This window comes from Brevundimonas aurantiaca (assembly GCF_904830995.1).
Taxonomy (GTDB): domain Bacteria; phylum Pseudomonadota; class Alphaproteobacteria; order Caulobacterales; family Caulobacteraceae; genus Brevundimonas; species Brevundimonas aurantiaca.
Genome location: NZ_CAJGVD010000001.1, coordinates 2,248,876 through 2,274,815, shown reverse-complemented (window position 1 = coordinate 2,274,815; position 25,940 = coordinate 2,248,876). Strand labels below are relative to the sequence as shown.

22 protein-coding genes are annotated in these 25,940 nt (G+C 68.0%); 13 read left to right on the top strand and 9 right to left on the bottom strand.

From position 1 onward, the window contains the following. Positions 1-37: 37 nt before the first annotated feature. From JMT67_RS11155 to JMT67_RS11145, 3 genes are all read right to left on the bottom strand, one after another. On the bottom strand, positions 38-2,245 hold the full coding sequence (locus JMT67_RS11155) for a prolyl oligopeptidase family serine peptidase (protein ID WP_201463496.1): 2,208 nt from the start codon (positions 2,243-2,245) through the stop codon (positions 38-40). A gap of 149 nt (positions 2,246-2,394) precedes the next feature. Beyond that, the gene (locus JMT67_RS11150; protein WP_201463495.1) at positions 2,395-4,554 is read right to left on the bottom strand and encodes a prolyl oligopeptidase family serine peptidase; all 2,160 of its coding nucleotides are present in this window, start codon (positions 4,552-4,554) and stop codon (positions 2,395-2,397) included. A 92-nt stretch (positions 4,555-4,646) separates the two neighbouring features. Next, complete coding sequence (locus tag JMT67_RS11145; RefSeq protein WP_201464042.1) at positions 4,647-5,447, bottom strand: potassium channel family protein; 801 nt, start codon at positions 5,445-5,447, stop codon at positions 4,647-4,649. A gap of 138 nt (positions 5,448-5,585) precedes the next feature. Between JMT67_RS11145 and dapF the strand changes: the two genes are divergently transcribed. The 5 genes from dapF (at position 5,586) to JMT67_RS11120 (ending at position 11,028) form a co-directional block, all read left to right on the top strand. Beyond that, positions 5,586-6,416 carry a diaminopimelate epimerase gene (gene dapF / locus JMT67_RS11140; protein WP_201464041.1) on the top strand — a complete coding sequence of 277 codons (831 nt, stop codon included), beginning with the start codon at positions 5,586-5,588 and terminating at the stop codon, positions 6,414-6,416. A 138-nt stretch (positions 6,417-6,554) separates the two neighbouring features. After that, positions 6,555-8,912: an NADP-dependent malic enzyme gene (locus tag JMT67_RS11135; protein WP_054764434.1), complete on the top strand. Its 2,358-nt coding sequence runs from the start codon at positions 6,555-6,557 to the stop codon at positions 8,910-8,912. Between the two features lie 2 nt (positions 8,913-8,914). Further along, the gene (gene rsmI / locus JMT67_RS11130) at positions 8,915-9,787 is read left to right on the top strand and encodes a 16S rRNA (cytidine(1402)-2'-O)-methyltransferase (protein ID WP_201463494.1); all 873 of its coding nucleotides are present in this window, start codon (positions 8,915-8,917) and stop codon (positions 9,785-9,787) included. Then, on the top strand, positions 9,784-10,203 hold the full coding sequence (locus tag JMT67_RS11125) for a YraN family protein (protein WP_201463493.1): 420 nt from the start codon (positions 9,784-9,786) through the stop codon (positions 10,201-10,203). Before rsmI ends, JMT67_RS11125 begins: the two co-directional genes overlap by 4 nt. 9 nt (positions 10,204-10,212) lie before the next feature. Beyond that, positions 10,213-11,028 carry a transglutaminase family protein gene (locus JMT67_RS11120; RefSeq protein WP_201463492.1) on the top strand — a complete coding sequence of 272 codons (816 nt, stop codon included), beginning with the start codon at positions 10,213-10,215 and terminating at the stop codon, positions 11,026-11,028. Here the strand turns inward: JMT67_RS11120 and JMT67_RS11115 are convergent. Next, complete coding sequence (locus tag JMT67_RS11115; RefSeq protein WP_201463491.1) at positions 11,025-12,278, bottom strand: UbiH/UbiF/VisC/COQ6 family ubiquinone biosynthesis hydroxylase; 1,254 nt, start codon at positions 12,276-12,278, stop codon at positions 11,025-11,027. The two genes, JMT67_RS11120 and JMT67_RS11115, sit on opposite strands and share 4 nt — an antisense overlap. Positions 12,279-12,411: 133 nt before the next feature. On the opposite strand from JMT67_RS11115, the gene JMT67_RS11110 reads away from it, so the two are divergent. After that, positions 12,412-14,835 (top strand): DNA translocase FtsK, encoded by a 2,424-nt coding sequence (locus JMT67_RS11110; RefSeq protein ID WP_201463490.1) that lies wholly within the window; start codon positions 12,412-12,414, stop codon positions 14,833-14,835. 17 nt (positions 14,836-14,852) lie between these two features. On the opposite strand, the gene JMT67_RS11105 is transcribed toward JMT67_RS11110, so the two are convergent. Continuing rightward, positions 14,853-15,476 carry a GNAT family N-acetyltransferase gene (locus JMT67_RS11105; protein WP_183216367.1) on the bottom strand — a complete coding sequence of 208 codons (624 nt, stop codon included), beginning with the start codon at positions 15,474-15,476 and terminating at the stop codon, positions 14,853-14,855. 11 nt (positions 15,477-15,487) lie between these two features. Here JMT67_RS11105 and JMT67_RS11100 point away from each other — a divergent pair, with 11 nt between their 5' ends. From JMT67_RS11100 to JMT67_RS11085, 4 genes are all read left to right on the top strand, one after another. Further along, positions 15,488-15,691, top strand: a complete 204-nt coding sequence (locus tag JMT67_RS11100) for a hypothetical protein (protein WP_183216369.1) — start codon at positions 15,488-15,490, stop codon at positions 15,689-15,691. After that, positions 15,688-16,386 carry a LolA family protein gene (locus tag JMT67_RS11095; protein ID WP_183216371.1) on the top strand — a complete coding sequence of 233 codons (699 nt, stop codon included), beginning with the start codon at positions 15,688-15,690 and terminating at the stop codon, positions 16,384-16,386. Before JMT67_RS11100 ends, JMT67_RS11095 begins: the two co-directional genes overlap by 4 nt. A 257-nt stretch (positions 16,387-16,643) precedes the next feature. After that, a complete protein-coding gene (locus JMT67_RS11090; protein ID WP_201463489.1) occupies positions 16,644-17,441 on the top strand; it encodes an exodeoxyribonuclease III in 798 nt (265 codons plus the stop codon). 132 nt (positions 17,442-17,573) lie between these two features. Further along, positions 17,574-20,291, top strand: a complete 2,718-nt coding sequence (locus JMT67_RS11085; RefSeq protein ID WP_201463488.1) for a TonB-dependent receptor — start codon at positions 17,574-17,576, stop codon at positions 20,289-20,291. A gap of 87 nt (positions 20,292-20,378) precedes the next feature. Here JMT67_RS11085 and yczR read toward each other — a convergent pair whose 3' ends face one another. Beyond that, the gene (gene yczR / locus JMT67_RS11080; protein WP_201463487.1) at positions 20,379-21,863 is read right to left on the bottom strand and encodes a MocR-like transcription factor YczR; all 1,485 of its coding nucleotides are present in this window, start codon (positions 21,861-21,863) and stop codon (positions 20,379-20,381) included. A 60-nt stretch (positions 21,864-21,923) separates the two neighbouring features. Here yczR and yczE point away from each other — a divergent pair, with 60 nt between their 5' ends. Next, on the top strand, positions 21,924-22,559 hold the full coding sequence (gene yczE, locus JMT67_RS11075; RefSeq protein WP_233455866.1) for a membrane protein YczE: 636 nt from the start codon (positions 21,924-21,926) through the stop codon (positions 22,557-22,559). A 21-nt stretch (positions 22,560-22,580) separates the two neighbouring features. Here yczE and JMT67_RS11070 read toward each other — a convergent pair whose 3' ends face one another. Beyond that, positions 22,581-23,267: a response regulator transcription factor gene (locus JMT67_RS11070; RefSeq protein WP_054764424.1), complete on the bottom strand. Its 687-nt coding sequence runs from the start codon at positions 23,265-23,267 to the stop codon at positions 22,581-22,583. Between the two features lie 62 nt (positions 23,268-23,329). Then, positions 23,330-24,070: a YggS family pyridoxal phosphate-dependent enzyme gene (locus JMT67_RS11065; protein WP_201463485.1), complete on the bottom strand. Its 741-nt coding sequence runs from the start codon at positions 24,068-24,070 to the stop codon at positions 23,330-23,332. On the opposite strand from JMT67_RS11065, the gene JMT67_RS11060 reads away from it, so the two are divergent. Beyond that, a complete protein-coding gene (locus tag JMT67_RS11060; protein ID WP_182714495.1) occupies positions 24,069-24,725 on the top strand; it encodes a thiamine phosphate synthase in 657 nt (218 codons plus the stop codon). The genes JMT67_RS11065 and JMT67_RS11060 overlap by 2 nt on opposite strands. Here JMT67_RS11060 and JMT67_RS11055 read toward each other — a convergent pair. Then, on the bottom strand, positions 24,715-25,107 hold the full coding sequence (locus JMT67_RS11055) for an NtrZ family periplasmic regulatory protein (RefSeq protein WP_152949265.1): 393 nt from the start codon (positions 25,105-25,107) through the stop codon (positions 24,715-24,717). The genes JMT67_RS11060 and JMT67_RS11055 overlap by 11 nt on opposite strands. 358 nt (positions 25,108-25,465) lie before the next feature. On the opposite strand from JMT67_RS11055, the gene JMT67_RS11050 reads away from it, so the two are divergent. After that, complete coding sequence (locus JMT67_RS11050; protein ID WP_183216381.1) at positions 25,466-25,918, top strand: DUF3576 domain-containing protein; 453 nt, start codon at positions 25,466-25,468, stop codon at positions 25,916-25,918. Positions 25,919-25,940: the final 22 nt, after the last annotated feature.

Sequence of the window (25,940 nt, the reverse complement as noted above, 5' to 3'; positions counted from 1 at the left end):
GGGGTCATAAGTGCGTGACCCTCGCCTGCGGCGGCCTTCAGTCCATCAGTTGCTGGGCGAGATAGACATAGTGGCGGGCCCAGCGCCGCGCGTTGGCCACCGGGTCGGCGTCGTTCGAGTGACCGCCGGCCGTGTCCTCATAATAGAGATGGTCGTGGCCCTGGTCGCCCAGCCGGGCGGCGAACTTGCGCGCATGGCCCGGATGCACCCGGTCGTCGCGGGTGTTGGTGGTGATGTAGACGCGCGGATAGTCCACGTCCGGCCGCAGCTGCTGATAGGCCGAATATCGGGCGATCCATTCCGCCTCCTCAGGAATGCGCGGATCGCCGTATTCGCCGATCCAGGAGGCGCCGGCCGGCAGCTCGTGATAGCGCAGCATGTCGATCAGCGGGCTCTCGATCACTGCGGCGTTGAACAGCTCCGGGTGCTGGGTGATCGACACCGAGGTCAGCACCCCGCCGTTCGACCGGCCATAGATGCCCAGACGACGCGGGCTGGTGATCCCGCGCCGCTCCAGGTCGCGCGCCACGGCGGCGAAGTCGTCGAAGGCCTTCTGGCGGTTTCCGTCCAGGGCCGCCTGGTGCCAGTCGGGCCCGAACTCGCCGCCGCCGCGGATATTGGCCTGAACGAAGACCCCGCCCCGCTCCAGCCACAGCTTGCCCATCTCGGGCTTGTAGGCCGGGTTCAGACTGACCTGGAACCCGCCGTAGCCGAACAGGATCGTCGGGTTCGACCCGTCCAGCCTCATGTCGCGCGGGCGGGTGATGAAATAGGGGATCCTGGTCCCGTCGGTCGAGGTCGCCTCGTACTGCTCCACCACATGGGTCGAGGCGTCGAACTTGGCCGGAGCGGATTTCAGCTCGGTCAGGGTGGTGGAGCCGACCGAGGCGAGGCTCAGGGTCGGCGGGGTCAGGAAGCCCTGGGTCGAGACGAAGACCTGGCCCTTGGACTTGGAGGAGTCGCCCAGCCCCACCGCGATGTTTTCTGGCGTCGCCACATCCTGGCGGCGCCAGCCGAATTCGCCCCGGTTCTCGAAGATCGCCAGCCGCCCGGCCACATTGTCGGACAGGGAGGCGACGACCTGGCGATCCAGCACCCGCACGTCGCCCAACGACTGACGGGCGGCCGGCTCATAGATCAGAAGGGCCTGGTTGCTGACGCTCAGATCGTCGCGGTCGGACCGCAGATGGTTCAAGGGTATGGAAAGCAGGGAACCGGGCTTGTAGGCGAGGCCGTTGAAGGTCCAGGCCTCGTCATTCGAGACGATCAGCAGGCCCCCCTGCGCTCCGAAGACGCTGACCCGGTCCGGCAGGGCCAGTTTCACCGTCGATCCGTCATGGGCCATCATCCAGGTTTCGGAGCGGAAGGTGTCCAACGGGCGGGTGATGATCACCGCCGTGACCCGTCCGTTCTTGTCGCGATAGACGGCCGGGCTGACGCCGTAGCCGCCGTCCGAGGCGTCGCCGCGATAGTCTTCGACCGCCTGGGCCAGGGTCTGGCTGCGCTTCAAGGTCTTGACGATGAAGGGATAGCCCGACTCCGTCAGACTGCCCGGACCGAAGTCGGTGGCGACCAGAAGCGTGTCGCGGTCCAGCCATTCGATCCGGTGCTTGCCCTCGGGCAGGTTGAAGCCGCCGTCGACGAACCGTTTCGTGGTCAGGTCGAACTCGCGCACCACCACCGCATCCTTGCCGCCGTCCGACAGATTGATCAGGCAGCGGGTCTCGTCCGGCGCCAGGCAATCGGCGCCCTTGAACACCCAGTCCTTGCCCTCGGCTTTCGACAGGGCGTCGATGTCCAGCAGGGTCTCCCACTGCGGGGTCGCGGTGCGGTAGCTCTCTAGCGTCGTGCGACGCCAGACGCCCTTGGGATTGGTCGCGTCCTGCCAGAAGTTGCCGACGCCGTCGCCGAGGAAGGACGGGCTGGGAATCCGGTCCGTGGCGGTCAGGATCGCCTGGGCCTCGGCCCGGAAGGTCTCATAGCGCGGGTCGCCGGTCAGGACGGCCAGGGACTTGCGGTTCTCCTCGGCCACGAAGGCCATGGCCTCGGCCCCGTCCACCTGCTCCAGCGCCAGGTGATCGTCGGCCGCCGCCACGCCGGCCGGGGTCAGGTCGCGCGGGAAGTGGGGCGGGGGAGCGTCGTTGGTCGATACGACGACTTCATCTGAACCGATCTCAACGGGCGTGCCCGCACAGGCCCCCATCAGAAGCGCCGGAATGGCGGCGGACAGGATCAGTTGACGCATCTAAAAACTCCGCTCATCCCGGCGAAAGCCGGGACCCAGATCTTTGGGCGTTCGGCGCCGCCCATTCGTACTGAACTCGATCCCAGCCGCCGAACCTCGCGAAAGCACTGGGTCCCGGCTTTCGCCGGGATGAGCGGAAAGAAAAGACCCTATTCCTTCGCCGGCGTGTCCATCAGCCGGCGCGACAGATAGGTGTATTCCAGCGCCAACCGCCGCGCCGTCTCTTGCAGGTTGGCCCCCGCCGCATGGCCGCCGTCGGTGTTCTCATAGAAGAGCACCGGATAGCCAAGCTCTTCCAGGCGCGCCGCCGCCTTGCGGGCGTGGCCCGGATGGACCCGGTCGTCCTTGGTCGAGGTGTGGATGAAGACCTCCGGATAGGGCTGGCCCGCCCGCAGGTTTTGATAGGGCGAATACTGCTGGATCCAGGCGCGCTGCTCCGGAATCTCGGGATCGCCGTACTCGCCGATCCAGCTGGCCCCGGCTAAGAGCTTGTGGAAGCGCAGCATGTCGAACAGGGGCACCTGAATGACGGCCGCATTGATCAGGTCCGGGCGCTGGGTCAGCATCGCCCCCATGAACAGGCCGCCCTGCGAGCCGCCCATGATCCCCAGCTTCGGCTGGCTGGTGATGTCGCGCGCGATCAGGTCCAGGGCCACGGCCTGGAAGTCCTCGTGCGCGCGCTGGCGGTTCTGCTGCAGGGCCGCCTCGTGCCAGCGCGGGCCGAACTCGCCGCCGCCGCGGGTGTTGGCGATGACATAGACCCCGCCCCGCTCCAGCCACAGCTTGCCGACCGTCGCCGAATAGCCGGGCAGCAGCGAGCTTTCGAACCCCCCATACCCGTACAGCAGCGTCGGATTGGAGCCGTCCAGCGGCATGTCCGCCTTATGGACCACGAAATAGGGGATCATGGTCCCGTCGGCCGAACGGGCCTCGTGCTGATCGACCGTCATGCCGGTCGCGTCGAACTTGGCCGGCATGGACTTGACCTGATCGACCGCCCCGGTCGCGGCGTCCGCCAGCCACAGGCTGGACGGGTTCAGATAGCCGGTGACGCTGACGAAGACCTTGTCGTCGGTCTCCGAGGCCGAACCGACGCCGACGGAGACGTTCTGCGGCAGGTCCAGGGTCGAATAGGTCCATTCCGTCTCGCCGGGCCGATAGACCCGCACCGAACCGCGCACATTGTCGTACAGGGCCACGACCAGGGTGTTGCGGGTGGCGTTCACCCCCTCGACCGCCTGACGTTCCGTGGGCCGCAGCACCAGGACGGCGGGGGTGGCGGGGTCTTCCAGCCAGGCGTCCAGCGGCCAGGCGATCAGGTCGCCGCTCTTGAAGTCCTGGCCCGACGGCGCGGTCCAGTCCTGTTTCAGCGACACCACCAGCCGGCCGTCCACCAAGCCGGTGATGTCCGACTTCGCCGGCAGGGCCAGTTTGACCACCGCCCCGTCGTCGGTGACGCGATAGGTCTCGGACGAATAGAAGTCGATCGACCGGTTGATCAGGGTCGCCTTCAGCTCCCCGTCGGCGTCCCGCAGCGTATAGCCGGACACCGAGACGTCGGTCGGCTCACCCATGAACAGGACGTCGGCCTGATCCAGGTTCTCGCCGCGCCGCATCCGCTTGACCACCATCGGATAGCCCGAGTTGGTCAGGGTGCCGGGGCCGAAGTCGCGGGCGACCAAAAGGGTGTCCTTGTTGATCCAGCTCGCCCCGCCCTTGGATTCCGGCAGATAGATCCCGCCTTCGACGAAGCTGCGGGTCACGCTGTCGAACTCGCGCAGGGTCACCGCGTCCTTGCCGCCGTTGGACAGGCTGATCAGGCAGTAGCGCTCTTCGGGGGCCAGGCAGGTCGAGCCCTTATAGACCCAGTTGGCGCTCTCGGCCTCGGCCAGGGCGTCGATGTCCAGAACCGTCTCCCACTGGGGCTCGGCGGTCTTGTAGGAGTCCAGGGTCGTGCGCCGCCAGACGCCGCGCACATGCTGGGCGTCCTGCCAGAAGTTGTCGATATGGCCGTCGTGGGTGAAGCCCGGCGCGGGGATGCGGTCGCGCGACTGGACGATCTCCAGCGCCTGCTGGTGCAGGGTTTCATAGCGGGGATCGCCCTGCAGCACGCCCAGGGAATGGGCGTTGTGCGCCTTGACCCATTCCATGGCCCGCTCGCCCTCGACCTCCTCCAGCCAGACATAGGGGTCGCTCGCCTCGCTGGTCGCGAAGGCGGGGGCGGAGGAGGCGGTCTGGGCCATGGATACCGAGGTCAGGCTGGTGGAGGCGAGAAGGGCCGCGAGCACGGCGGCGGATGAGCGGATCATGGACAGTCCCCGAAATGACGACCGGCACCTTAACGACGGCCCGCCCGGCGGCAAGGCGAGGCGGCCGACCCTTACGGTTTTGTCATCTTCGCTCAGCCCTCGTCGGGAATGCAAAGCAGATTGCCGCAGGCCTTGCAGTGGACGGCGACCGGTTCATGCGTCTGAAGGCCGCAGCGGTCGCAGGGGTGGCGGACCTTGTGCGGCTTGATGATGGCCTGGGCCAGCCGCAGGAACAGGGTGATCCCCACCAGCATGATGGCGATGGACAGAAGCCGGCCTGCGGACCCCGGCAGGGTGACGTCGCCGAAGCCGGTGGTCGTCAGGGTCGCCACGGTGAAATAGAGGGCGTCCACATAGCCGCTGATCCCGTCATGCCCCAGGAAGGTGGCGTAGACGAAACCGGTCACGACGAAGACGAAGGTCACGAGACCGGACAGGGCCCGCACCACCGCCTCCACCCGCGTATCGTCATAGCGGGAGCCGACGGTCCGCCAGAAGAAGTCCGAATTCAGCAGGGTCCACAGCCGCAGCAGCCGCAGGAAGCCCAGGTTGAACAGCCAGATCGGGAACAGCAGGGTCGCCAGGACGAACAGGTCCAGCCAGACGATCGGCTTCTTCAGCCAGTCGCGAATGTCCGAATAGGCATAAGCCCGCGCCGCCAGATCGGCCGCGAGCAGGGCGGCGATCAGATAGTCCAGCACATAAAAGGCCCACCCCATGTTCTTCAGTATGGGCGAGGCCAAAAAGAAGGCGATGATGGTGAAATCGACGGCGATGACGGTCAGTCGGAACCGCACCGCCGGCGGCTGGCTGCCGTGATACAGATAGCGCAGCCGGGCGCGCAGACGCAGGCTGTCGGGCTTGCCTTCAACGACCGTCGGTTCGAGTTCGATCTCAGACGCCTTTCATCCGGCGGCGCGTGTCAGGGGGCGGGCCGCAGCGGGCCAATCAATCGCGAACCGCCGTCCATGTCCAACGGTTCCGAGAGCCGAGCCGTTTCCTCACGGCCGGAGCCGGCCTATATTCCGGCCATGACCCGATCCTTCGTCAAGATGAACGGCGCCGGCAACGACTTCGTCGTTATCGACGCCCTGGGTGCGCCCTTCCGGCCGACGCAGGATCAGATCACGACCCTGGCCGACCGCGCCTCGGGGGAAGGGTTCGACCAGCTGATCGCCATCGAACCGTCCGACACGGCAGACGCCTTCATGCGGGTCTGGAACGCCGACGGCTCCATGGTCGAGACCTGCGGCAACGCCCTGCGCTGCGTGGGCTGGCTGCTGATGGAGGCCAAGGGCTCCGACCGGGTCGTCATCGACACCGCCGCAGGCCCGACCACGGCGTCCCGCGCCGGCGACCACAGGGTGACGGTCGATATGGGCCGGCCCCGGCTGGACTGGACCGAAGTCCCCCTGGCCGAAGAGATGGACACCCGCGGGATCGAGCTTCAGCTCGGCCCCATCGACGCGCCGATCCTGCACACGCCGGGCGCCGTCTCCATGGGCAATCCGCACGTCGTCTTCTTCACCGACCGGCAGGATGACGCCTTCGTGACCGGCTCCGGCTCCCTGGTCGAACACCACCCCCTGTTTCCCGAAGGGGTCAATGTCGGCTTCGCCCATGTGCTGGACCGCGGCCATATCCGGCTTCGGGTCTGGGAGCGGGGCGCCGGCCTGACCAAGGCCTGCGGCACCGGCGCCTGCGCGGCCCAGGTCGCGGCGGTCCGGCGCGGCCTGACCGACCGCAAGGCCACCGTGGTCGTCGACGGCGGCGAGCTGACGATCGACTGGGATCCGGCGACGGACCATGTGCTGATGACCGGCCCGGTCGAGGTCGAGCGCACCGGCGCCCTGCCCTTCTGACACGATGGGGGTGACGCTGACGTGAAGGGAAGCTTGCGCTGAGGCGTGTGCCCCTTCCGGAGCGTCAAGGCTTGGCGCGGCGCGTCCCAAGCTCTAGGACACGAACGGTTACAGCCGCGCCGAACCCTGGACGTCCCGATGCCCGATCTGACAGAAAAACAGACCTTCTCCGACCAGGAGGCGCTGGATTTCCACCGCATCCCCACGCCGGGGAAGATCTCGATGGCCCCGACCAAGCCGATGGCGACCCAGCGCGACCTGTCGCTGGCCTATTCGCCGGGCGTGGCCGTGCCGGTCCTGGCCATCGCCCAGGATGCGGACAAGGCTTACGAATACACCTCCAAGGGCAATCTGGTCGCCGTCATCTCGAACGGCACCGCCATTCTGGGCCTGGGCAATCTGGGCCACATGGCCTCCAAGCCGGTGATGGAGGGCAAGTCGGTCCTGTTCAAACGCTTCGCCGATGTGGACAGCTTCGACGTCCAGGTGAAGACCACCGATCCGGACGAGTTCATCACCGTGGTGAAGAACATCGGCGACACCTGGGGCGGCATCAATCTGGAGGACATCAAGTCCCCCGAATGTTTCGTCATCGAGAGCGAACTTCAGGACCTGCTGGACATCCCCGTCTTCCATGACGACCAGCACGGCACCGCCATCATCTCCACCGCCGGCCTGATCAACGCCTGTCATGTCGCCGGCAAGCGGCTGGACGAGGTCAAGGTGGTTCTGGCCGGCGCCGGCGCCGCAGGCCTGTCCTCCATCGCCCTGATGAAGGCCGCCGGGGTCAAGGCCGAGAACACGGTCATCTGCGACAAGGACGGCGTCGTCTACAAGGGCCGCGAACACGGCATGGACCAGTGGAAGGCGGCCCACGCCACCGACACCCCGCTGCGCACCCTGGCCGAGGCCATGGTCGGCGCCGACGTGGTGCTGGGCCTGTCCGCCAAGGGCGCGATCACCAAGGAGATGGTGGCCTCCATGGCCCCCAATCCGATCATCTTCGCCATGGCCAACCCCGATCCCGAGATCACGCCGGAAGACGTCAAGTCGGTACGGTCGGACGCCATCATCGCCACCGGCCGCTCGGACTATGTGAACCAGGTCAACAACGTCCTGGCCTTCCCCTATCTGTTCCGGGGCGCCCTGGACGTGCGGGCGCGCCGGGTGAACCATGAGATGAAGGTGGCCTGCGCCCAGGCCCTGGCCGCCCTGGCGCGCGAGGACGTGCCGGACGAGGTCGCCGCCGCCTATCGCGGCCGCAAGCTGAAGTTCGGCCCGGACTACATTATCCCGACCCCCTTTGATCCTCGGCTGATCTGGTACATCCCGCCCTTCGTCGCCCAGGCGGCGATGGATTCGGGCGTGGCCCGCGTCCAGATCGACGACATGGACGCCTATCGCAACGCCCTGCGCTCGCGCGTCGATCCGTCCGCCGCCCTGATGCAGAAGATCAACTCGGCCGTGCGCGGCGGACCCAACAAGCGCATCGTTTTCGCCGAGGGCGAGGAGCCGGCCGTCATCCGCGCCGCCTGGGGCTTCAAACAGGCCGATCTGGGCACCCCCATCCTGGTCGGACGCGAGGATCTGATCCGCCAGAACGCCGCCGAGGCCGGGCTGAATTTCGACGATCTGGGCATAGAGATCACCAACGCCCGCGTCTCCGGCCACAATGTCGAGGACACCGACTGGCTGTACGAGAAGCTGCAGCGTCGCGGCTATCTGCGCCGCGACGTTCAGCGGATGATCAACCAGGACCGCAACTATTTCGCCGCCACCCTGGTCGCCAAGGGCCGGGCCGACGCCATGGTCGCCGGCGTCACCCGCAACTTCAACATGGCCCTGAAAGAGGTCCAGCGCGTCCTGGACGTGGACGACACCCTGATCGGCCTGTCGATCCTGCTGGCCAAGGGCCGGACCCTGTTCGTCGCCGACACCACCATTCACGAACTGCCGGACGCCGCTGAGCTGGCGGACATCGCGATCAAGGCCGCCGAGACGGTGCGCAAACTCGGCCGCAATCCGCGCGTGGCCTTCCTCAGCTATTCCACCTTCGGCAATCCGCCCGGCGACCGGGCCGAAAAGGTCCGTGAGGCGATCCGCATCCTGGACAAGAAGGGCGTCGACTTCGAATACGAGGGCGAAATGCCCCCCGAGGTCGCCCTGGATCCGAAGGGCCATCCCGCCTACGCCTTCAACCGCCTGACCAAGCCGGCCAACGTCCTGGTCATGCCGGCCATCCACTCGGCCGCCATCTCGACCAAGCTGGTCCAGGCCTTGGGCGGCGCGACCGTCATCGGACCGCTGCTGGTCGGGCTGGAGAAGCCGGTCCAGATCGTCTCCCTGGGCGCTTCGGTCAGCGAGATCATCACCGCCGCCACCTTCGCCGCCTATGACGCCGGCCCCGCCTTCCAGGGCTCGGGCCTGACCTCGGCGCCGCGCCCGCCGGCGGCCGTGGTCGAAAAGCCGAGCACCGCGGTGCCGCCCACCGTCTGATCATGAGCGAACCCGGCCTCTTCCCGCCCACCGCCCCCCCGCCCCGGCGGGTGGAGCCGGGTCTCTATCTGGTGGCGACGCCGATCGGGAACCTGCGCGACATGACGCTCAGGGCCCTCGACGTGTTGGCCGCCGCCGAGCTGGTCCTGGCCGAGGACACCCGCGTCACCGCCAAACTCCTGTCCGCCTATGGGTTGAAGGCGAGGCTGGAACGCTGCGACGACCACGCCTCCGGTCGTGCGGCCGAACAGGCCATCGAGCGCCTCTGGAACGGCGAGGTGGTGGCCTTGGTCTCCGACGCCGGCACGCCCCTGGTGTCCGATCCCGGCTTCGTCGTCGCCCGCGCCGTCATCGCCGAGGGCCTGCCGGTCCACCCCATTCCCGGCCCGTCCAGCCTGCTGGCCGCCCTGTGCATCGCCGGCCTGCCCGCTGACCGCGTCCTGTTCGCCGGCTTCCTGCCGCCCAAGACCGCCGGGCGGACCGCCGCCCTGGAAGGGCTGAAAGGCCAGCGCCAGACCCTGGTCTTCTTCGAAAGCGGGCCGCGCCTGCGCGACAGCCTGACCGACATGGCGGCCGTTCTCGGCCCTCGCCCGGCCGCCGTGGCGCGTGAATTGACCAAGCTGTACGAAGAATGCGTGCGGGGATCGCTGGACGAACTGGCGGTCGATCCCCGACTGGATGCGCCCAAGGGGGAGATCGTCGTGGTCATCGGCCCCGGCGAGGCGGAGGAGGCGACCCAGGCCGACGCCGACGCGGCCCTGACCGACGCCCTGACCCGGCTTTCGACCGGAGAAGCCGCCTCAGAAGTCGCCCGCGCGCTGGGCCTGAACCGCAAGACCCTGTACCGCCGCGCCCTGGAGCTTCAGGGCAAGTGAGCCCCCGCCTGCCCCGCCCGACGCCAGAGCGACGTCCGAAGGCGGCCTGGCGTCAGGCCAAGGGGGGCGCCGCCTTCAAGGCCGGCCATGCGGCGGAATGGATCGCCGCCCTCTGGCTGATGCTGAAGGGCTATCAGATCCTGGGGTTTCGGCTGAGGACCCGCTCCGGCGAGATCGACCTGCTGGCCCGTCGCGGGCGAACCCTTGCCGTGGTGGAGGTCAAGCGCCGCGCCCGGCTCGATCTCGCCGTCCTGGCGCTGAAGCCCGCCCAGCATGATCGGCTGGTTGCAGCGGGCGAGGCGGTCCGGCGCAATCGCCCGGCCCTGCAACCGCTTGAATTGAGAATTGATATGGTGGCGCTGGCTCCCGGTCGATTTCCGCGTCATCTTCGCGGCGTTCAGAGGCGCGGGAACTGAAGGGATCGCATGACCCGGGAAGAGGCCGAGGCCATCCTGACGTCGGCCGGTGACGGCGGCGACGAGGGCTTCCCCCTGCTGGAGGCTGCGATCGCCTGCGCCATCCACGATCATCCCTTCCGCGATCCCCAACCCGTCCGCACCCTGGCCCGCAGCGCCTGCGAAAGGCTGAAGGAGCGGGTCGGGGGCGAAAGCCCGGACGAGGCCCTGTCGGAAACCATGGCCGCCGACCTGCGTCTGAACGGCGACCTGCTCCATTACGACCATCCCGCCAACACGGATCTGATCGAGGTGGCCGAGCGCCGCCGCGGCCTGTCCGCCGCCCTGGCGGTCTTCTATCTCCACGCCGCCCGTGCGGCGGGGCTGAAGGCGGCGGGGGTGGACTTCCCCGGCCATTTCCTGGTCCGGGTCGAGACGGCCGAGGGTCCGGTGGCGCTCGATCCCTTCAGCCAGGGTCGGCTGGTCCTGCCCAGCGAACTGACCCGGCGGGCGCTTCGGGCCGGTCTGACGCCGCACGTCGCCGACCGGCTGGACCTGTTGATGGCCCCGGTCAGCGATCGTCAGGCCTTGATCCGGCTGCAGAACCTGCTGTTCAGCCGCGCCATCCGCAGCCACGACTATGAGGCGGCCGAACGCTCGGCCCTGCGCCGGGCCCTGCTGGACCCGGAAGACCACCGGCCCTGGCTGGACGTCGCCGCCGCCCGCGAGAAACAGGGCGCCCTGACCGGTTCACTGGAGGCCCTGTCGCGGGCGCGCGGCCTGGACGGCGTCGAAGAAGCGCGTCGATCGACGACCTTCGAGCGCGTCCGACTGCGGCTGAATTAGACCGGTTCGCCGCGCAGCAGCCGCGGCAGGTCGCCGGTCGCCCCGCCCGCCTCCTGCATGAAGGCCCGGCGCAGCGGCCCGATCCGGTTCACCGCCGCCATCCCCAGATCCCGCATCAGCCGGACCGGGCCGATGTCGTTGGAGAACAGCCGCACGAAGGCGTCGAAACCGGCCGCCAGGGCGGCGTTGTCGAACCGGCGCCAGCGGGCGTAACGCTCCAGAACCGTCTCGGCCCCCAGGTCCTCGCCCAGGCGCGCGGCCTCGGCAAGAACCTCGGCTAAGGCGGCGGCGTCCTTCAGCCCCATATTCAGCCCCTGGCCCGCCACCGGATGCACCCCATGGGCGGCGTCGCCGATCAGGGCGAGACGCGGCGCGACCAGTTTTTCGGCCAGGCTGAGCGACAGCGGATAGACGAAGCGCGGCCCCTCGACCGAAACCCCGTCCAGAAAGGCCCCGAACCGCCGCATCAGATGCGACTGGAAGGCCGCGTCCGAGGCGCCGCGCAGGGCCTCGGCCCGCCGGGTCGTCTCGGTCCACACCAGGCTGGCCCGCTGGTCGGTCAGGGGCAGGATGGCGAAGGGGCCGCTGGGCAGGAAATATTCGTGGGCGACATTGCCGTGGTCGCGGCCCAGCCGGACCGTGGCCACCACCCCGCTCTGGCCATAGGCCCAGCCGACCGTCTCTATCCCGGCGGCGCGGCGCACGATCGAGCCCCGACCTTCCGCCCCCACCACCAGGGCGGCGGTCAGGATCGAGCCGTCGGCCAGGGTCACGGTCGCCTTGCCCGCATCCCGCTCGACCGAGACCACCGAGGCCGGCGCCCGCACCTCGATCCCCGCCGCCGTCACCGCCTCGGCCAGGGCTGCCCGGATCCGCCGGTTCTCGACCATATAGCCCAGGGGCTCGCCCCCGGTCCGCCCGCCGATCTCCTCGGCGTCGAAGCGCAGGAAGGCCGGCGAGGGCGACTTGCTGGCCGCGCCTGGCCGACGGCCGTCCGTGACGAGAATGTGATCCATCCGGCAGGCGTGCGGCCGCAGGGTCTCGCCCAGGCCCAGGGCGTCCAACATCCGGAAGGTCGAAAAGGCGATCGCCGTCGAACGCCCGTCAAAGGTCGGCGCCAGCTGGGCGCTGAACGGCTGGGGATCGACCAGCACCACCTTCAGCCCGCCCTGCGCCGCCGCCAGGGCGAAACTCGCCCCGGCCAGGCCCGCGCCGGCGATGATGATGTCGTAGCGTTCGGTTTCTGCCATGGCAGGCTTGTCGCGCCGCACGCTCAAAAGGTCCAGAGGACGGTTTGTCTCCGGCGCCTGGTAAATGAGCCCTTAACCCTGGGGATGCGACAAGGCGGGTCGAACGTCAGCCGCCCGGAAGGTCTCGCCTTTCATGTCCACCGCCCTCGCCGTCGGCCGCCAGGCCTGGATCAGCGCCCGTATCCTTTGGGAGGCGCCCTTTGTCGTGCGTTTCCGGGGTGTGCTTCAGGCCCTGCTGGCGACCCTGCTGCTGATCGCCCTGATCTCCTGGAATCCGGCGGACGCCAGTCTGAACGCCGCCTCCAGCCTGCCGACCACCAACTGGCTGGGGGCGAACGGCGCCCTGTTTGCGGACCTGTTCATGCAGTCCCTGGGCCTGGCCGCCTGGCCCGCCGCCCTGCTGGCGATCGCCTTCGGCCTGGCCCGCGCCATCGGCGACGCCATCCAGCAACGTCTGAAACCCAGCCCGATCAAGGCCCTGTCGGCCACGGCCGGAACCCTGCTGTTGTCCGGGGCCCTCGCGGCCCTGGCCGCCCCCGCCGCCTGGCCCTTAGCCGCCGGCCTGGGCGGTCTGTGGGGCGACGCCCTGACCGGCCTGACCGCCCAGGGCCTGGCCGCCCTGAGGATTCCCGGCGGGCGGATCATCGCCGGATTGCTGTTCCTGGGCGGCGGCCTGTGGCTGACGGGCTTCGCCATCGGCTTGCGCGCCATGGACTTCATCGACGCCCTGCACTGGGGCCGCTCGCTGCGCGCCCCCGCCGCGCCCCCGCCTGCCGTCGCTGCCAAAAAGCCGCGCGCCCCCGCACGCGAAAAGGCGGCGCCCAAGCCCGAGGTTCGCACGCCCGCCCCCGTCACGGACGCCGCCGTCGCGCCGGATCAGGAGGCCGACGGTCCCCAGACGGCCTATGACGACCTGCCGCCCTGGGAGGACGAACCCGCCCCCGCCGCCCGCGCCGCGCCGCGGGCGGTCGAACCCCGCGTGGCCGCGGTCAAGGCGCCAAAGCCGCGCAAGGAAGACGTCGATCAGCAGGCCTTCGTCTTCGACCGTCCCGAAGGCGCCTTCGACCTGCCGCCGCTGGGCATCCTCACCAAGCCGGCCCAGCGCGTCGGTTCGGTGGATGAGGACTCCCTGAAGCAGAACGCCAAGATGCTGGAAGGCGTGCTGCAAGAATTCGGCGTGCGTGGCGTGATCGACCAGATCCGCCCCGGCCCCGTGGTCACACTGTACGAGCTGGTCCCGGCCCCCGGCGTGAAACACGGCCGCGTGGTCGCCCTGGCCGACGACATCGCCCGGTCGATGTCCGCCCGCGCCTGCCGCATCTCGGTGGTCCAGGGTAGGAACGCCATCGGCATCGAACTGCCCAACGCCAAGCGCGAGACCGTCTATCTGCGCGACCTTCTGTCCAGCGCCGAATACGACAAGAAGGGCCACCTGCTGCCTCTGGCGCTCGGCGAGACCATCGGCGGCGAGCCCTATGTCGCCGACCTGGCCCGCATGCCCCACCTCTTGATCGCCGGCACCACCGGCTCGGGCAAGTCGGTCGGGGTCAACGCCATGATCCTGTCGATCCTGTATCGGCACAGCCCGGCCGAGTGTCGCTTCATCATGATCGACCCCAAGATGCTGGAGCTGTCGGTCTATGACGGCATCCCGCACCTGCTGGCCCCCGTCGTCACCGATCCGAAGAAGGCCGTCGTCGCCCTGAAATGGACGGTGCGCGAGATGGAGGACCGCTATCGCCGCATGTCCAAACTGGGCGTGCGCAATGTCGCCAGCTACAACGAGCGCGCCCGCGAGGCCCAGGCCAAGGGCGAGCATTTCGAGCGCACGGTCCAGACCGGCTTCGATGAGCAGGGCCGCCCCGTCTACGAATCCGAGAAGATCCGTCCCGAGCCCATGCCCTATCTGGTGGTGGTCATGGACGAGATGGCCGACCTGATGCTGGTCGCCGGCAAGGATGTGGAAGGCGCCGTCCAGCGTCTGGCCCAGATGGCCCGCGCCGCCGGCATCCACCTGATCATGGCGACCCAGCGCCCGTCGGTGGACGTCATCACCGGCACCATCAAGGCCAACTTCCCGACCCGGATCTCCTTCCAGGTCACCTCCAAGATCGACAGCCGCACCATACTTGGCGAACAGGGCGGCGAACAGCTGCTGGGCCAGGGCGACATGCTCTATATGGCCGGCGGCGGCCGCATCACCCGCCTGCACGGCCCCTTCGTCGACGACAAGGAGGTCGAGGACGTCTGCAAACACCTGAAGGCCCAGGCCGAGCCCGACTACCTCGACCTGATCACCGACGAACCGGACGGCGACGGGGACGGCGGCTTCGACGAGGGCGGGAACGGCGGCTCCGGTGACGATCTCTACGACCGGGCCGTGGCCGTGGTCACCCGCGATCGCAAGGCCTCGACCTCCTACGTCCAGCGCCGGCTGCAGATCGGCTACAACCGCGCCGCCTCCCTGATCGAACGGATGGAGCAGGAGGGCGTGGTCAGCCCCGCCAACCACGCCGGCAAGCGCGACGTCCTGGCCGGCCCGCCGCCGATGGTGTGATCGGGGGAGGAGATGTCTCAGCCATCAAAGGCGGCGGTCGTGTAGCGAGAATGAAGCGTCCAGCCGAGAGAGGTATAGAGCGCTCGCCCCTCTGCGGTGGCCACCAGAACGCCGGTTCTGGTGGAGACTTCCCCTTCAAGAGTGCGCATCACACGACGACCGAGACCCCGCCGTCTGTGACCGGGGTCAACGGAAATTCGATCATAAACGGCGATCGCGCCATCAATCACCACAATGCGCCCCCTCGCGACCTCGACGTCATCGGCGAGGAGACGGCAATGAAGCACAGCCCCTAGCTGTTCCAACGAGACCTTATAGCCTTCGGCATCTGGAGAAGAGGCCGTCATCGCGCCCGACAGGGTCATCATGAAGCCGGGCGGCTTTACTGACCAACCGCAAGGCAAGCAGGCCATGGTCGTCGCCTCATCCTCGCAGACCTTTAGGAACACATTGGGTTCGGTGATCCGATCAGCCCGCCGAAGGACGGCGGCGTCCGCCTCGGCATGGACGAAGCGGCGCACCTGATCAGGCGCGCCCACTTCGATTCTCCAACCCCCATCGTCCCATACGGGCGGCGACACGCCGCGTGTCAGCGCCCATCCACGGGTCCAAAGGGCCAGAAGTTCAGGATCAGCGCTCATAAGGGCGCACCATGACGCACAGCGCCGGATGTAGGCAACGGATCAAGCTTCGGCGCGTTACCCTCCCCGCCGTCGCATCCAAGCTTCAGCATTTCGATGAACAGGGCTTCATCGGAGCGCCGGAATATGGTCAGGCTCGCGTCATTCCGACGCCAAGCCGATCGGGCAAGACGGCGGCATCGCTGACCATCCCGAACGGGAGACTGACTTCATGACCACCCCCGCCGTCGCCGAGAGCCTCGCCGCCCCGATCGACGCCCCCGTCGATTCCCAACGCCGCGCCCTGCTGCTGGGCGCCGGACTTGTGACGGGCTTCGCCGCCCTGGGGATGTTCGACGCGGCCCAGGCCCAATCCAATCTATCGGCCGAGGATCGGGCGGTGGTTCAAAGGGCCCAGACCTATCTCCAAGGCCTGACCTCGGCCCAGGGCACGTTCGTCGAGACGGGTCCGGGCGGACAGCGCCGCGAGGGCCGCTTCTATCTGCAGCGGCCCGGCAAGATGCGGTTCGAATACACCAATCCGGCCGGCCTGCTGGTCGTATCGGACGGCTACAACGTCAAACGCTACGACCCGCGACTGAACAACTTCCAGCAGGTTCCTCTGGGACGGACGCCTCTTTCGACCTTCCTCGCGCGCAATGTGCGGCTGGACCAGGGCGTCCGGATCGACCGCGTCACCCGGATGCAGTCCGGCGCCTTCGCCATCACCGCCCGAGACGCCAATCGGCCCAACGACGGCCAGGTGGTGCTGGCCTTTGCGGGCAATCCGATCCGTCTGCACGAATGGACCATTTCGGACGCCCAGGGATCGCGGACCCGCACTCAGCTGACCTCGCTTCAGCCTGCCTCCAGCTTGGCGGCCAGCCTGTTCCAACTGCGAGATCCGACCCGGCGCCCCGGTCGGAACTAAGGCCTGCACGCGCGGAATTCGCGAATCACCGGTATCCATCCGTTGCCGGAGAATCACGGCCAAGCGGGAAATGTGACAATTTGACCTTTTCCTTCGGTCGTGACATCTAGAACACAGAGCGGCGGCGGCCGCTCTACCGCCACGGATGCATCCCCCTCCCCGGCGGCGAGAGAGACGAAACTGGATCGGCCCGGCCCGCAGAGGTCGGGCCTTTTTTCTGGGTGGTTCTTCCAGAGCCTGGCCTGTTAAAGCGGAGCATGACCCTTCGCCTCGCCACCTGGAACATCAACTCCGTCCGCCTGCGCATCGATCAGGTCGCCCGTTTCGTCACCGATCGGGCCCCAGACGTCTTGATGCTGCAAGAGATCAAATGCACGACGGATCAGTTCCCGCGCGCCGCCTTCGAAGAGATGGGCCTGCCTCATATGCGTGTCGCCGGCCAGAAGGGTTGGCACGGGGTGGCGATCGCCAGCCGCCTGCCGCTTGAGGACAGCGAGACCTTCCAGGTCTGCAAACTGGGCCACGCCCGTTGCGTCTCGGCCCGGGTCGCCGGGATCGACGTTCAGAACTTCTACATTCCCGCCGGCGGCGACGTGCCCGACCGGACGCTGAACCCCAAGTTCGATCACAAGCTCGACTTCTACGAACAGCTGACCGAGATCGTCGCCCGACAGGATCGGTCTCGCCCCCTGGTCATGGCCGGCGATTTCAACATCGCACCGGGCGAGGGCGACGTGTGGAACCACCGCTACATGTCCAAGATCGTCAGCCACACGCCGATCGAGGTGGAGGTGCTGAACCGACTTCAGGCCACAGGCGGCTTCGCCGACGTGCTGCGCGACCGTTTCCCCGAACCGCAGAAGCTGGCCAGCTGGTGGAGTTATCGAGCCGCCGACTTCCGCAAGTCGAACCGCGGCCTGCGCCTGGATCATATCTGGACCTCGCCCGGCCTGACCCCGGCCGTCATCAAGGACACGGCCCGGATTCATGATGACGTCCGCGAGTGGGACCGGCCGTCCGACCATGCGCCGGTGACGGTCGATTTGTCCGTCTGACCCCGACAACTGTCCCACAAGCGTCGCACAAGCTTAGCCTTTCAGGCGCATAGCTTTAGGCAGCCTGTCATTGACCCGCACTAAGGAGCCCGCGCCGCCCATGGGGGCGCGGCCTCATTAATCGGATTTCCAATGACCATTTCAGGTTCGTCCACTCGGCGCGCCCTTCTCGGCGTTTCCTGCAGCCTCGCCGCGCTCTGCGCCGGCGGTTCGGCCTGGGCCCAGTCCGAGACCGCTACCGGCCCAGCCACCTTGCAAGAGATCGTCGTGACCGGCACCCGGCGCGCCCAGACGGTTCTGGTCGAGGAACGCCAGGCGACCGGCGTCGTGGACGCCGTCGCCGTCGGCGACGTCAGCCTGAACCCCCAAACCACCATCGCCGACCTGGCCAAGCGCCTGCCCGGCGTGTCGGTCAGTCAGGACCAGGGCCGCAACCAGTCGGCCACCGGCGAAGCCCAATACGTCGCCATCCGCGGCTTCGACACCAGCTTCAACGCCTATACGCTGGACGGCCTGCGCCTGCCCCAGACGGCCGGCGGCCGCTCGATCTCGCTGAACCTGTTCAGCCCCTTCGCCATCCAGACCATCGGCATCGAAAAGACGCCGGATGCGACGCTCGACGCCGACGCCATCGCCGGTATCGTCAATCTGGTCACGCCGACCGCCTTCGACTTCGGTGACCAGATGCTGCGCCTGCGCGCCGTCGGCCAGATGGCCGAACTGGCCCAGGATCGCGGTCAGGACAGCCTGGGCGGCGCAGTCGGCGTGGACATGGCGCGTCGCTTCGCCGACGGTCGCCTGGGCGTCTATGCTTCCGCCTATTACGAGCAGAAGGACAGCGCCGCCGAAAGCGTCGCTGTTCAGAACGACTACAAGACTTCCAGGGCCAATGTCGGCTCGGCCCGCGAGAATGAGAACGCCCTGTCGGCGGACGGTCTTCAGTGGAACTTCTTCAACTCCACGGTGGAACGCTACGGCGCCACGGCCTCTCTGGACTATCGCACCCAGCCCTTGGACCTGTTCGCCCGGGTCAACTATGCGACCTACACCAACACCAATACGATGAACCAGACGGGGCTTCGCAGCGAGCGGACCTCGGGCCAGACCAATCCCAATCCGGGCGGCGCCAACTACAACGCCGCCGGCGACTACACGCCCTACGGCATCAATCCGGCCAACTATTTCCGCGTCGAGGACGTCGAACAGGAGCTGCTGTCGGTCCAGACGGGGGGCAAGCTGCGCTTCGGCGACTTCACCGCCTCGCTGGAAGCCGCCTATGCCGACGGCCGTCTGGACTCGCCCAATACGATCGAGGCCGCCTGGCGAGGCGTCGCCTATAACGGCGCGACGGGCAATACCGGCGCCTCGACCGAAGGGCTGAAGCTGGACCTGTCGGACCCTCGCTGGCCCATGCCGGTGCTGTCGGCCGGCGCGACCGCCTATGTCGCCAGCCAGGACCGTCCCAGCCAGATCTATGTCCAGCAGGGCTACGGCTATCTGTCGGAGGTGAAGAAGACGGTGAAGGGCGACCTGACCTGGGCCGGTTCCGGCGTGCTCGCCAGCGCCTCGGTCGGCGGCTTGTACGAGACGGCCGATCAGGACGGCCGCAGCCTGGCCCCGGACGACACCCGCTACCGTTTCCGCACGTCCTTGCAGGCTGGAACCGTGGACGGCCCGTCGATCGGCGCGACGCCCGGCCGCCTGATCCCCGACTTCATGGACCACGGCACGGTGCGCCCGGTGAAGCTGGTCGATCGCCGCTTCGTCGAAAACGAACGCGATCTGTACGGCTCGACCGTGGTGGTTTCGCAAGAGAAGCTGAACCAGGGCCTGTCGGACAGCCGGGAAGACCGGACGGCCGCCTTCGCCGCCGCCACCCTGAAACTGGCCGGCGGCGCCCTGGAGATCACGCCGGGGGTCCGCTACGAAGACAATCACTTCGAAGCCCGCTTCTTCGTCAAGGACGCCGACGGCGCCCGTTTCGCCACCGCAGACCGGGACTATGACCACGTCGATCCCAGCGTCATCGCCGCCTGGCGTCCCAGCGACGCCCTGGTGGTGCGGGCGGCCGCGCGTTCCAGCTACAGCCGGCCTGCGGGCAGCCAGCTGGCCGGGCCGACCATCGTCAGCCGCGACCCCGTCACCAACGCCGTCATCAGCATCAGCCAGCCCAACCCCGATCTGAAACCGGTCGAGGGCTGGAGCTATGATCTGGGTCTGGAATGGTACGCCGTCGGCTCCAACCTGCAACTGGCCGTCTACCACAAGGATCTGGACAATATCGTCGTGCCGACCGCCCTGCGGACGGGCACGAGCAAGACCAGCGACGGCGTCATCCTGATCAAGCCGTTCAACGGCCTGGGCGGCTCCGCCACCGGGATCGAAATGGGCGGTCGTTATGTCCTGCCGGTCGACGGCTGGATGGACGGCCTGTCGCTGGGCGGGAACCTGACCTATCAGCAGACGGAGGCCGAATACCGCCTCTCCTCGACCCTGACCCGCAAGAGCGACCTGCCCCAGGCGCCCGAGCTGATGTACAATCTGGAGGCCGGCTATGAGCACGGGCCGGTGCGGGCCAGCCTTTGGTACAACTATACCGGTCGTCGCCTGGACACGGTTCAGGACAGCCAGCCCGACATCTATGTTCAGCCGTCCAAGGAGCTGAACCTGGGCGTCGCCCTGACCCTGGCGCCGGGACTGGAAGTGGGGGCTGCGGTCCGCAACCTGACCGACGAACCGACCCGTTGGTCGACCGTCGGGGCGGGCGAACGCTATGTCTCGCCCGACCGCAAGGGCGGCTATCTGGAAACCGGCCGGGTCTTCCAGGTCAGCGTCAACGCCACCTTCTGATCCTTCGGGCCCAGTCGATTGACGCTCAGGAGGGCGGCGGAGCAAATCCGCCGCCCTCTATCGTTTCGGGAAAGCCGAACCCGGCCTTCAGTAGACAGCGACGCGACGGGATGGGGCTGCGGACATCGGCTTGGCCTTGCGCTCCAGCGCCTCGGCCGCCTGAGCCAATCGCTCGACCGCCACGTCCAAAACAGGCTCCGGCAGAGTGTAGGGCAGCCGCAGCCGATGTTCGAAGGCGCCGTCCACGCCGAAGCGCGGACCGGACGCCAATCTCAAGCCGCGCTCGGCCGCCTGGACCGCCAGGGCCGAGCTGATCGGCGCCGGCAGTTGCGCCCAGACGGACAGGCCGCCCGCCGGCCGGGGACAGACCCACTGCGGCAGCCGTTCCGCCAGCCGCATCCGCAGATGGTCGCGTTGCGCTCGCAGCAGAGGCCGTCGCGCCGCCAGACCGGCGCCGCCGTCGCCCAGCAGTTCGACCGCCGCCAGCTGCTCCAAGATCGGGGCGCCCAGGTCGAAACTGGCGCGGCTTTGGGCGAGCCGCTGAATCCCCGCCCGGTCCGCTCGAACCCAGCCGATGCGCACCCCGCCCCAGACACTCTTGGACAGGGAGCCCAGGCGCACGACACGCGGCGCATCGACCGCCGAGGCCGTCAGGGCGGGCGGGCCGCTGAGGGTCAGCTCCACCAAGGTCTCATCCAGCACCAGCAGAGTCTCGCACCCTTTCAGCCCCGCCAGAAGCCGCAGCCGATCCGCCGCCCGCATCATCCGCCCGGTGGGATTGTGATGGTCGAGGACCAGATAGGCCAGGGGCGCGCCACTGGTCCGACAGGCGGCGATCAGACCCTCCACATCCCACCCCTCAGTCCCCGCTCCCGCCCCGGCGTCGTCCGGCAGGGCGACCGGCGTGGGACGCGCGCCGGCCGCGAGAATGGCGTCCAGCGCCTGCGGATAGGTGGGATGGTCGAAGACGACCGGCTGACCCGGCCTGACCATCAGCCGCAGCAGATGAACCAGTCCATTGTGAGCCCCGTGGGTGATCAGGATCTGGGCGGGCGAGGTCGGCAAGCCGCGCCGCCGATAGGCGGCCGCCACCGCCTCGCGCAGGGCCTCAACCCCCGAGGCCTCATAGCCGTGGCCCGGCAAACGGGTCGGCAGCCTCTCCAAAGCCCGGACATAGGCGGCGTGAACGCTGGGATCGGCCGGCAGGACGGCGGCGGTCAGGTCGAGGACCTCGTCCGCGCGGGAAGAGGTTCTGGCTTCAGTAAGGCCGCGCGAGCCGCCCGTCGGCGCCTCACCCGGCAGGCTGGTCCGCGCCGAGGCGCCGCGTCCCCCTGTAAGAAACCCGTCATCCCGCAGTCGTCCATAGGCGGCCGACACGGTCGTACGGCTCAAACCCAGCGCCTGCGCCGCTTCGCGCTCTCCCGGCAGTCGCGCCGCCAGAGGAAGCCGTCCGTCCAGGATCAAAAGTCTGACCGCTCCGGCCAACTGACGGTAGGCCGGGCCGGCGCCCGGCGCGCGCCAAGCGCCCAGGTGGCGGATCAGAGAGGCTGTACCGATAGACCGCGAGGACATGGGGCCAGAATGACAGAACTGGACCTTTTTTCCAAAGCCAGTTTAGGCGAAACGCCGCTCATGACCCGCCGCCTGATCCAACTCTTCCTGGGCCTGAGCCTTTACGGCCTGTCCATCGGCCTGATCGTCAGGACGGATCTGGGTCTCGACCCTTGGGACGTCCTGAGCCAGGGCATTTTCGAACGATTCGCCGAACCGGCCGGTCTCGACTTCGGCATGGTGGTCAATCTGATCGGTATGGCCGTGCTGCTGCTGTGGATTCCGCTGCGCCAGAAGCCGGGAATAGGCACGATCGCCAATGTTCTGGTCATCGGCTCGGTCGCCGGCCTGGCGCGGAGATACATTCCGGCGGACCCGGTCCTACCGGTTCGGAGCCTGTTCCTGGCGACGGGGATCGTGCTGAATGGCGTAGCGAGCGGCGCCTATATCGGGGCGGGCCTGGGTCCAGGACCGCGCGACGGCCTGATGACAGGTCTGGTCGCCCGCACCGGCTGGCCGATCAAGGCCGTGCGGACCGCCATCGAACTGACCGTCGTCTCCGCCGGCTGGGCCCTGGGCGGCTCGGTCGGGGTCGGGACGATCCTCTACGCCCTCGCCATCGGCCCGCTGGTCCAGATCTTCCTTCCGGCGTTCACGGTCGGAAAGGAGGACGGGCGGAAAACGCTTCCTGGCGGAAAACCGACGCGTCCAGCCTAACGGCGCCTTGTTCGGAACCCCTCAGGGCTGCAGCCGATAACCGCCCGCGTCGGTCAGCAGAAGCCTGGCCTGGCCCGGCTCTGGCTCGATCTTCTGGCGCAGGCGATAGATGTGGGTTTCCAGGGTGTGGGTGGTGACGCCGGCGTTATAGCCCCAGACCTCGGTCAGCAGCTCCTCGCGCGACACGGGCTTGGCGCCGGCGCGGTAGAGATACTTCAGGATGTTCGTCTCTTTTTCCGTCAGCCGCACCTTTTTGCCCTTGGCGTCCATCAGAACCTTGGCGGCGGGCCGGAACTCATAGGGGCCGATGGAGAAGACGGCGTCTTCCGACTGTTCGTGGCTGCGCAGATGGGCGCGGATGCGGGCCAGCAGGACCGCGAACCGGAAGGGCTTGGTGACATAGTCGTTGGCGCCCGCGTCCAGGCCCAGAATGGCGTCGGCGTCGGCGGACTGGGCGGTCAGCATGATGACCGGGGTGGAGACCCCGTCCTTGCGCAGCAGGCGGCAGGCCTCGCGGCCGTCCATGTCGGGCAGGTCGACGTCCAGCAGGATCAGGTCTGCGCGGATCTCGCGCCCCATACGAACGCCGTCCGCGGCGGTCGAGGCCTGCTGGGTCTTGAACTCTTCGTGCAGATTCAACTGCTCGGCCAAGGCCTCGCGCAGGTCGTCGTCGTCATCGATGATCAGGATGGTCTTGGGCGTGGGCATGGACAGACAATGGCGAGGCTTGGCCCCCGCGCCAAGGCTTGGGGGTGCGAATTCACGTCGAGTTACGGCCTAGAGACTGTTTCGGATGGTTTTCGTTCCCCGAACAACGCCGTTCCCACCCGGACATGGGTCGCGCCGCAGCGGATCGCCGTCTCGTAATCGCCGCTCATCCCCATGGACAGGACCGACAGGCCATTGTCCTCGGCCAACCGCGCCAGAAGCCGGAAATGGGGTTCAGGCGGCTCATCGGCGGGCGGAATACACATCAACCCCTCGACCGTCAGCCCATAGGTCTTCTGCGCCGTCGCGATCAGAGACTCGGCGGCGTCGGGCAGGACGCCGGCCTTCTGCGGCTCGGCCCCCGTATTGACCTGGATCAGCAGACGAGGCGATCGGCCCCGTTTCGCCGCAGCCTCGGCCAGGGTCCGCGCCAGCTTCACCCGGTCCAGGGTCTCGATGACGTCAAACAGGGCCACGGCGTCTTCGGCCTTGTTGGTCTGGAGCGGCCCGATCAGACGCAGCTCCAGCTCCGCCCCGCCGGGGCGGCCGTACAGGCCCTCGGCCCAACGTCCCTGGGCCTCCTGCACTCGGTTTTCGCCGAACACCCTCTGGCCCGCCGCCCTCATGGCCGCGATGGCCTCCGGCGGCTGGGTCTTGGAGACGGCGGTCAGAACGACGGTTTCGGGATCGCGCCCGACGTCCCGGCAGGCCTCTGCGATACGGGCGCGGACGACGGCCAGCCTGTCGGAGATTGCGGCGGGATCGGTGGACGGAGACGCCGAAGCGGGAGAAGAAGAGGTCATGATCCTGCCGGCCGGTTACAGCGACGATGCGCGCATGATCTGGGATGCGGCCACCGCTCTAAACCGCGCCGCCGCCGCTGTCAGCCCGGCGGCGGCGCGTCTGCCCCCGCTGCTGTTCTTCACCGACCCGGCGCGCACCCCCCGCCCCTGGGAAACGGCGGCCCGCCTGCCGCCGGGATCGGCCGTCGTCTATCGCGCCTTCGGCGCCGATCAGGCGCTCGAGATCGGCCTTCGTCTGCGCGCCGTGACGCGTGAGGCCGGGGTTGAACTTCTGGTCGGAAAGGACGCCGATCTCGCCGACGCCGTATCGGCCGACGGCCTGCATCTGCCGGAGAGAGAAGCTGATCGCGCCGCCGATGAGCGAAGACGGCGCCCGGATTGGCGGCTGACGGCGGCCTGGCACGGGGCCGAACCGCCGGCTTCAGGGGTGGAGGCCCTGATCCTGTCGCCGATCTTTCCGGCTGGGGGCGCGTCGGCGACCAAGCCGGCCCTGGGGGCGGCGGCGTTCAAAACCTTGGTCGAACGCGCCGGGGTTCCGGTTTACGCCCTGGGTGGATTGCGTCCGGACCGGGTTGCGCTGCTGACGGGATCGGGCGCCTGCGGCCTGGCGGCGGTGGAGACGATCCAGTCCGCCTTCGGCGGCGTCAGAACTTAAAGATTGTTTCCAGACGGACGCGGGGCTGGGTGCGGGCGCTGGTTTCCGGCGCTCGGGCAGGATCAGCCTCCGGCGAGGCCACAGCCGCAGCGGCGCCGACGCGCAGACGGTCGTTGAGCCGGTAATAGGCGCCGGCTTCGACGTCTCCCCAGTCCGTCTCGCGGCCCACAGGCTGGTTCAGATTGAAATCCAGGGCCCAGCGTCCGCTGTCGTTCAGACGCAGGCCGCGACGCTGCTGCGCGGGGGCGTGGCGCTGAGCCGACTGGGCTTCCGACAGGGACAGGCTCGAACTGCGTGACGCTGCGCTCTGCGCAAGCACAGGCGTGGCGGCAAGCACAGCCGTCGCCGCAACCAGTCCAGCCGAGAAACCGCCGAAACGCATTCCAAACCCTTCGAACGCCGCCGACGGCGACGCCTTCAACCCTGCCCCGGCGCTTTGGGCCGTGAACGCCGCGATTAGACACCGGGGGCGCTTCCGGTCAACGCAACGTTGGCTCCGGGGCGGGGTTCCTCCGCATTGTTGCACCGCGATGTGGCTCAAGCGTCACGAGATTCTGGCCAAAACCGTCCTCTCCTCCGCCGCGAGACCGCTCCCGCGACGTCTCACGGCCGAGTTCGCCTTGTCATCGCCCCTTTTGCCCGTGTTATAGAACAGCGCAACGGCGCAGACCGTCAGAGCGACGCCGCGCGCGCGTGGGGGCGAGGGCCTTCACGTCCCTGAGTTTACGGAGACTTCCTTGATGAGCCTCAACAAGGCCCTGGTTCGCGGCGTCGCTGTCGCCTTGGTCTCAGGCTTGGCCCTGAGCGCCTGTTCCAGCCTCCCCTTTGTCGGAAACGGCAAGAAGAAGGCCAAGACGGACGTCCAGCAGGGCATCGGCGTCAACGGCTATCTTTGGCGCGCCTCGCTGGACACCCTCAGCTTCATGCCCCTGCTGACCGCCGATCCGTGGGGCGGGGTCATCAACTATGACTGGTACATCAACCCCCAGACGCCGAACGAGCGTTTCAAGGCCACCGTCTTCATCCTGGACACTCGCCTGCGCGCCGATGCGCTGAACGTGACCGTGACCAAGGAGATCAAGGGCGCCGACGGTCAGTGGACCGCCGCTCCGGTCGCCGCCCAGACCGAGGCGGACCTGGAAAACGCCATCCTGACCAAGGCGCGCCAGCTGAACCTGTCTAATGCGGGCTAAAGCAGGCTAACGCCTGCTTTAG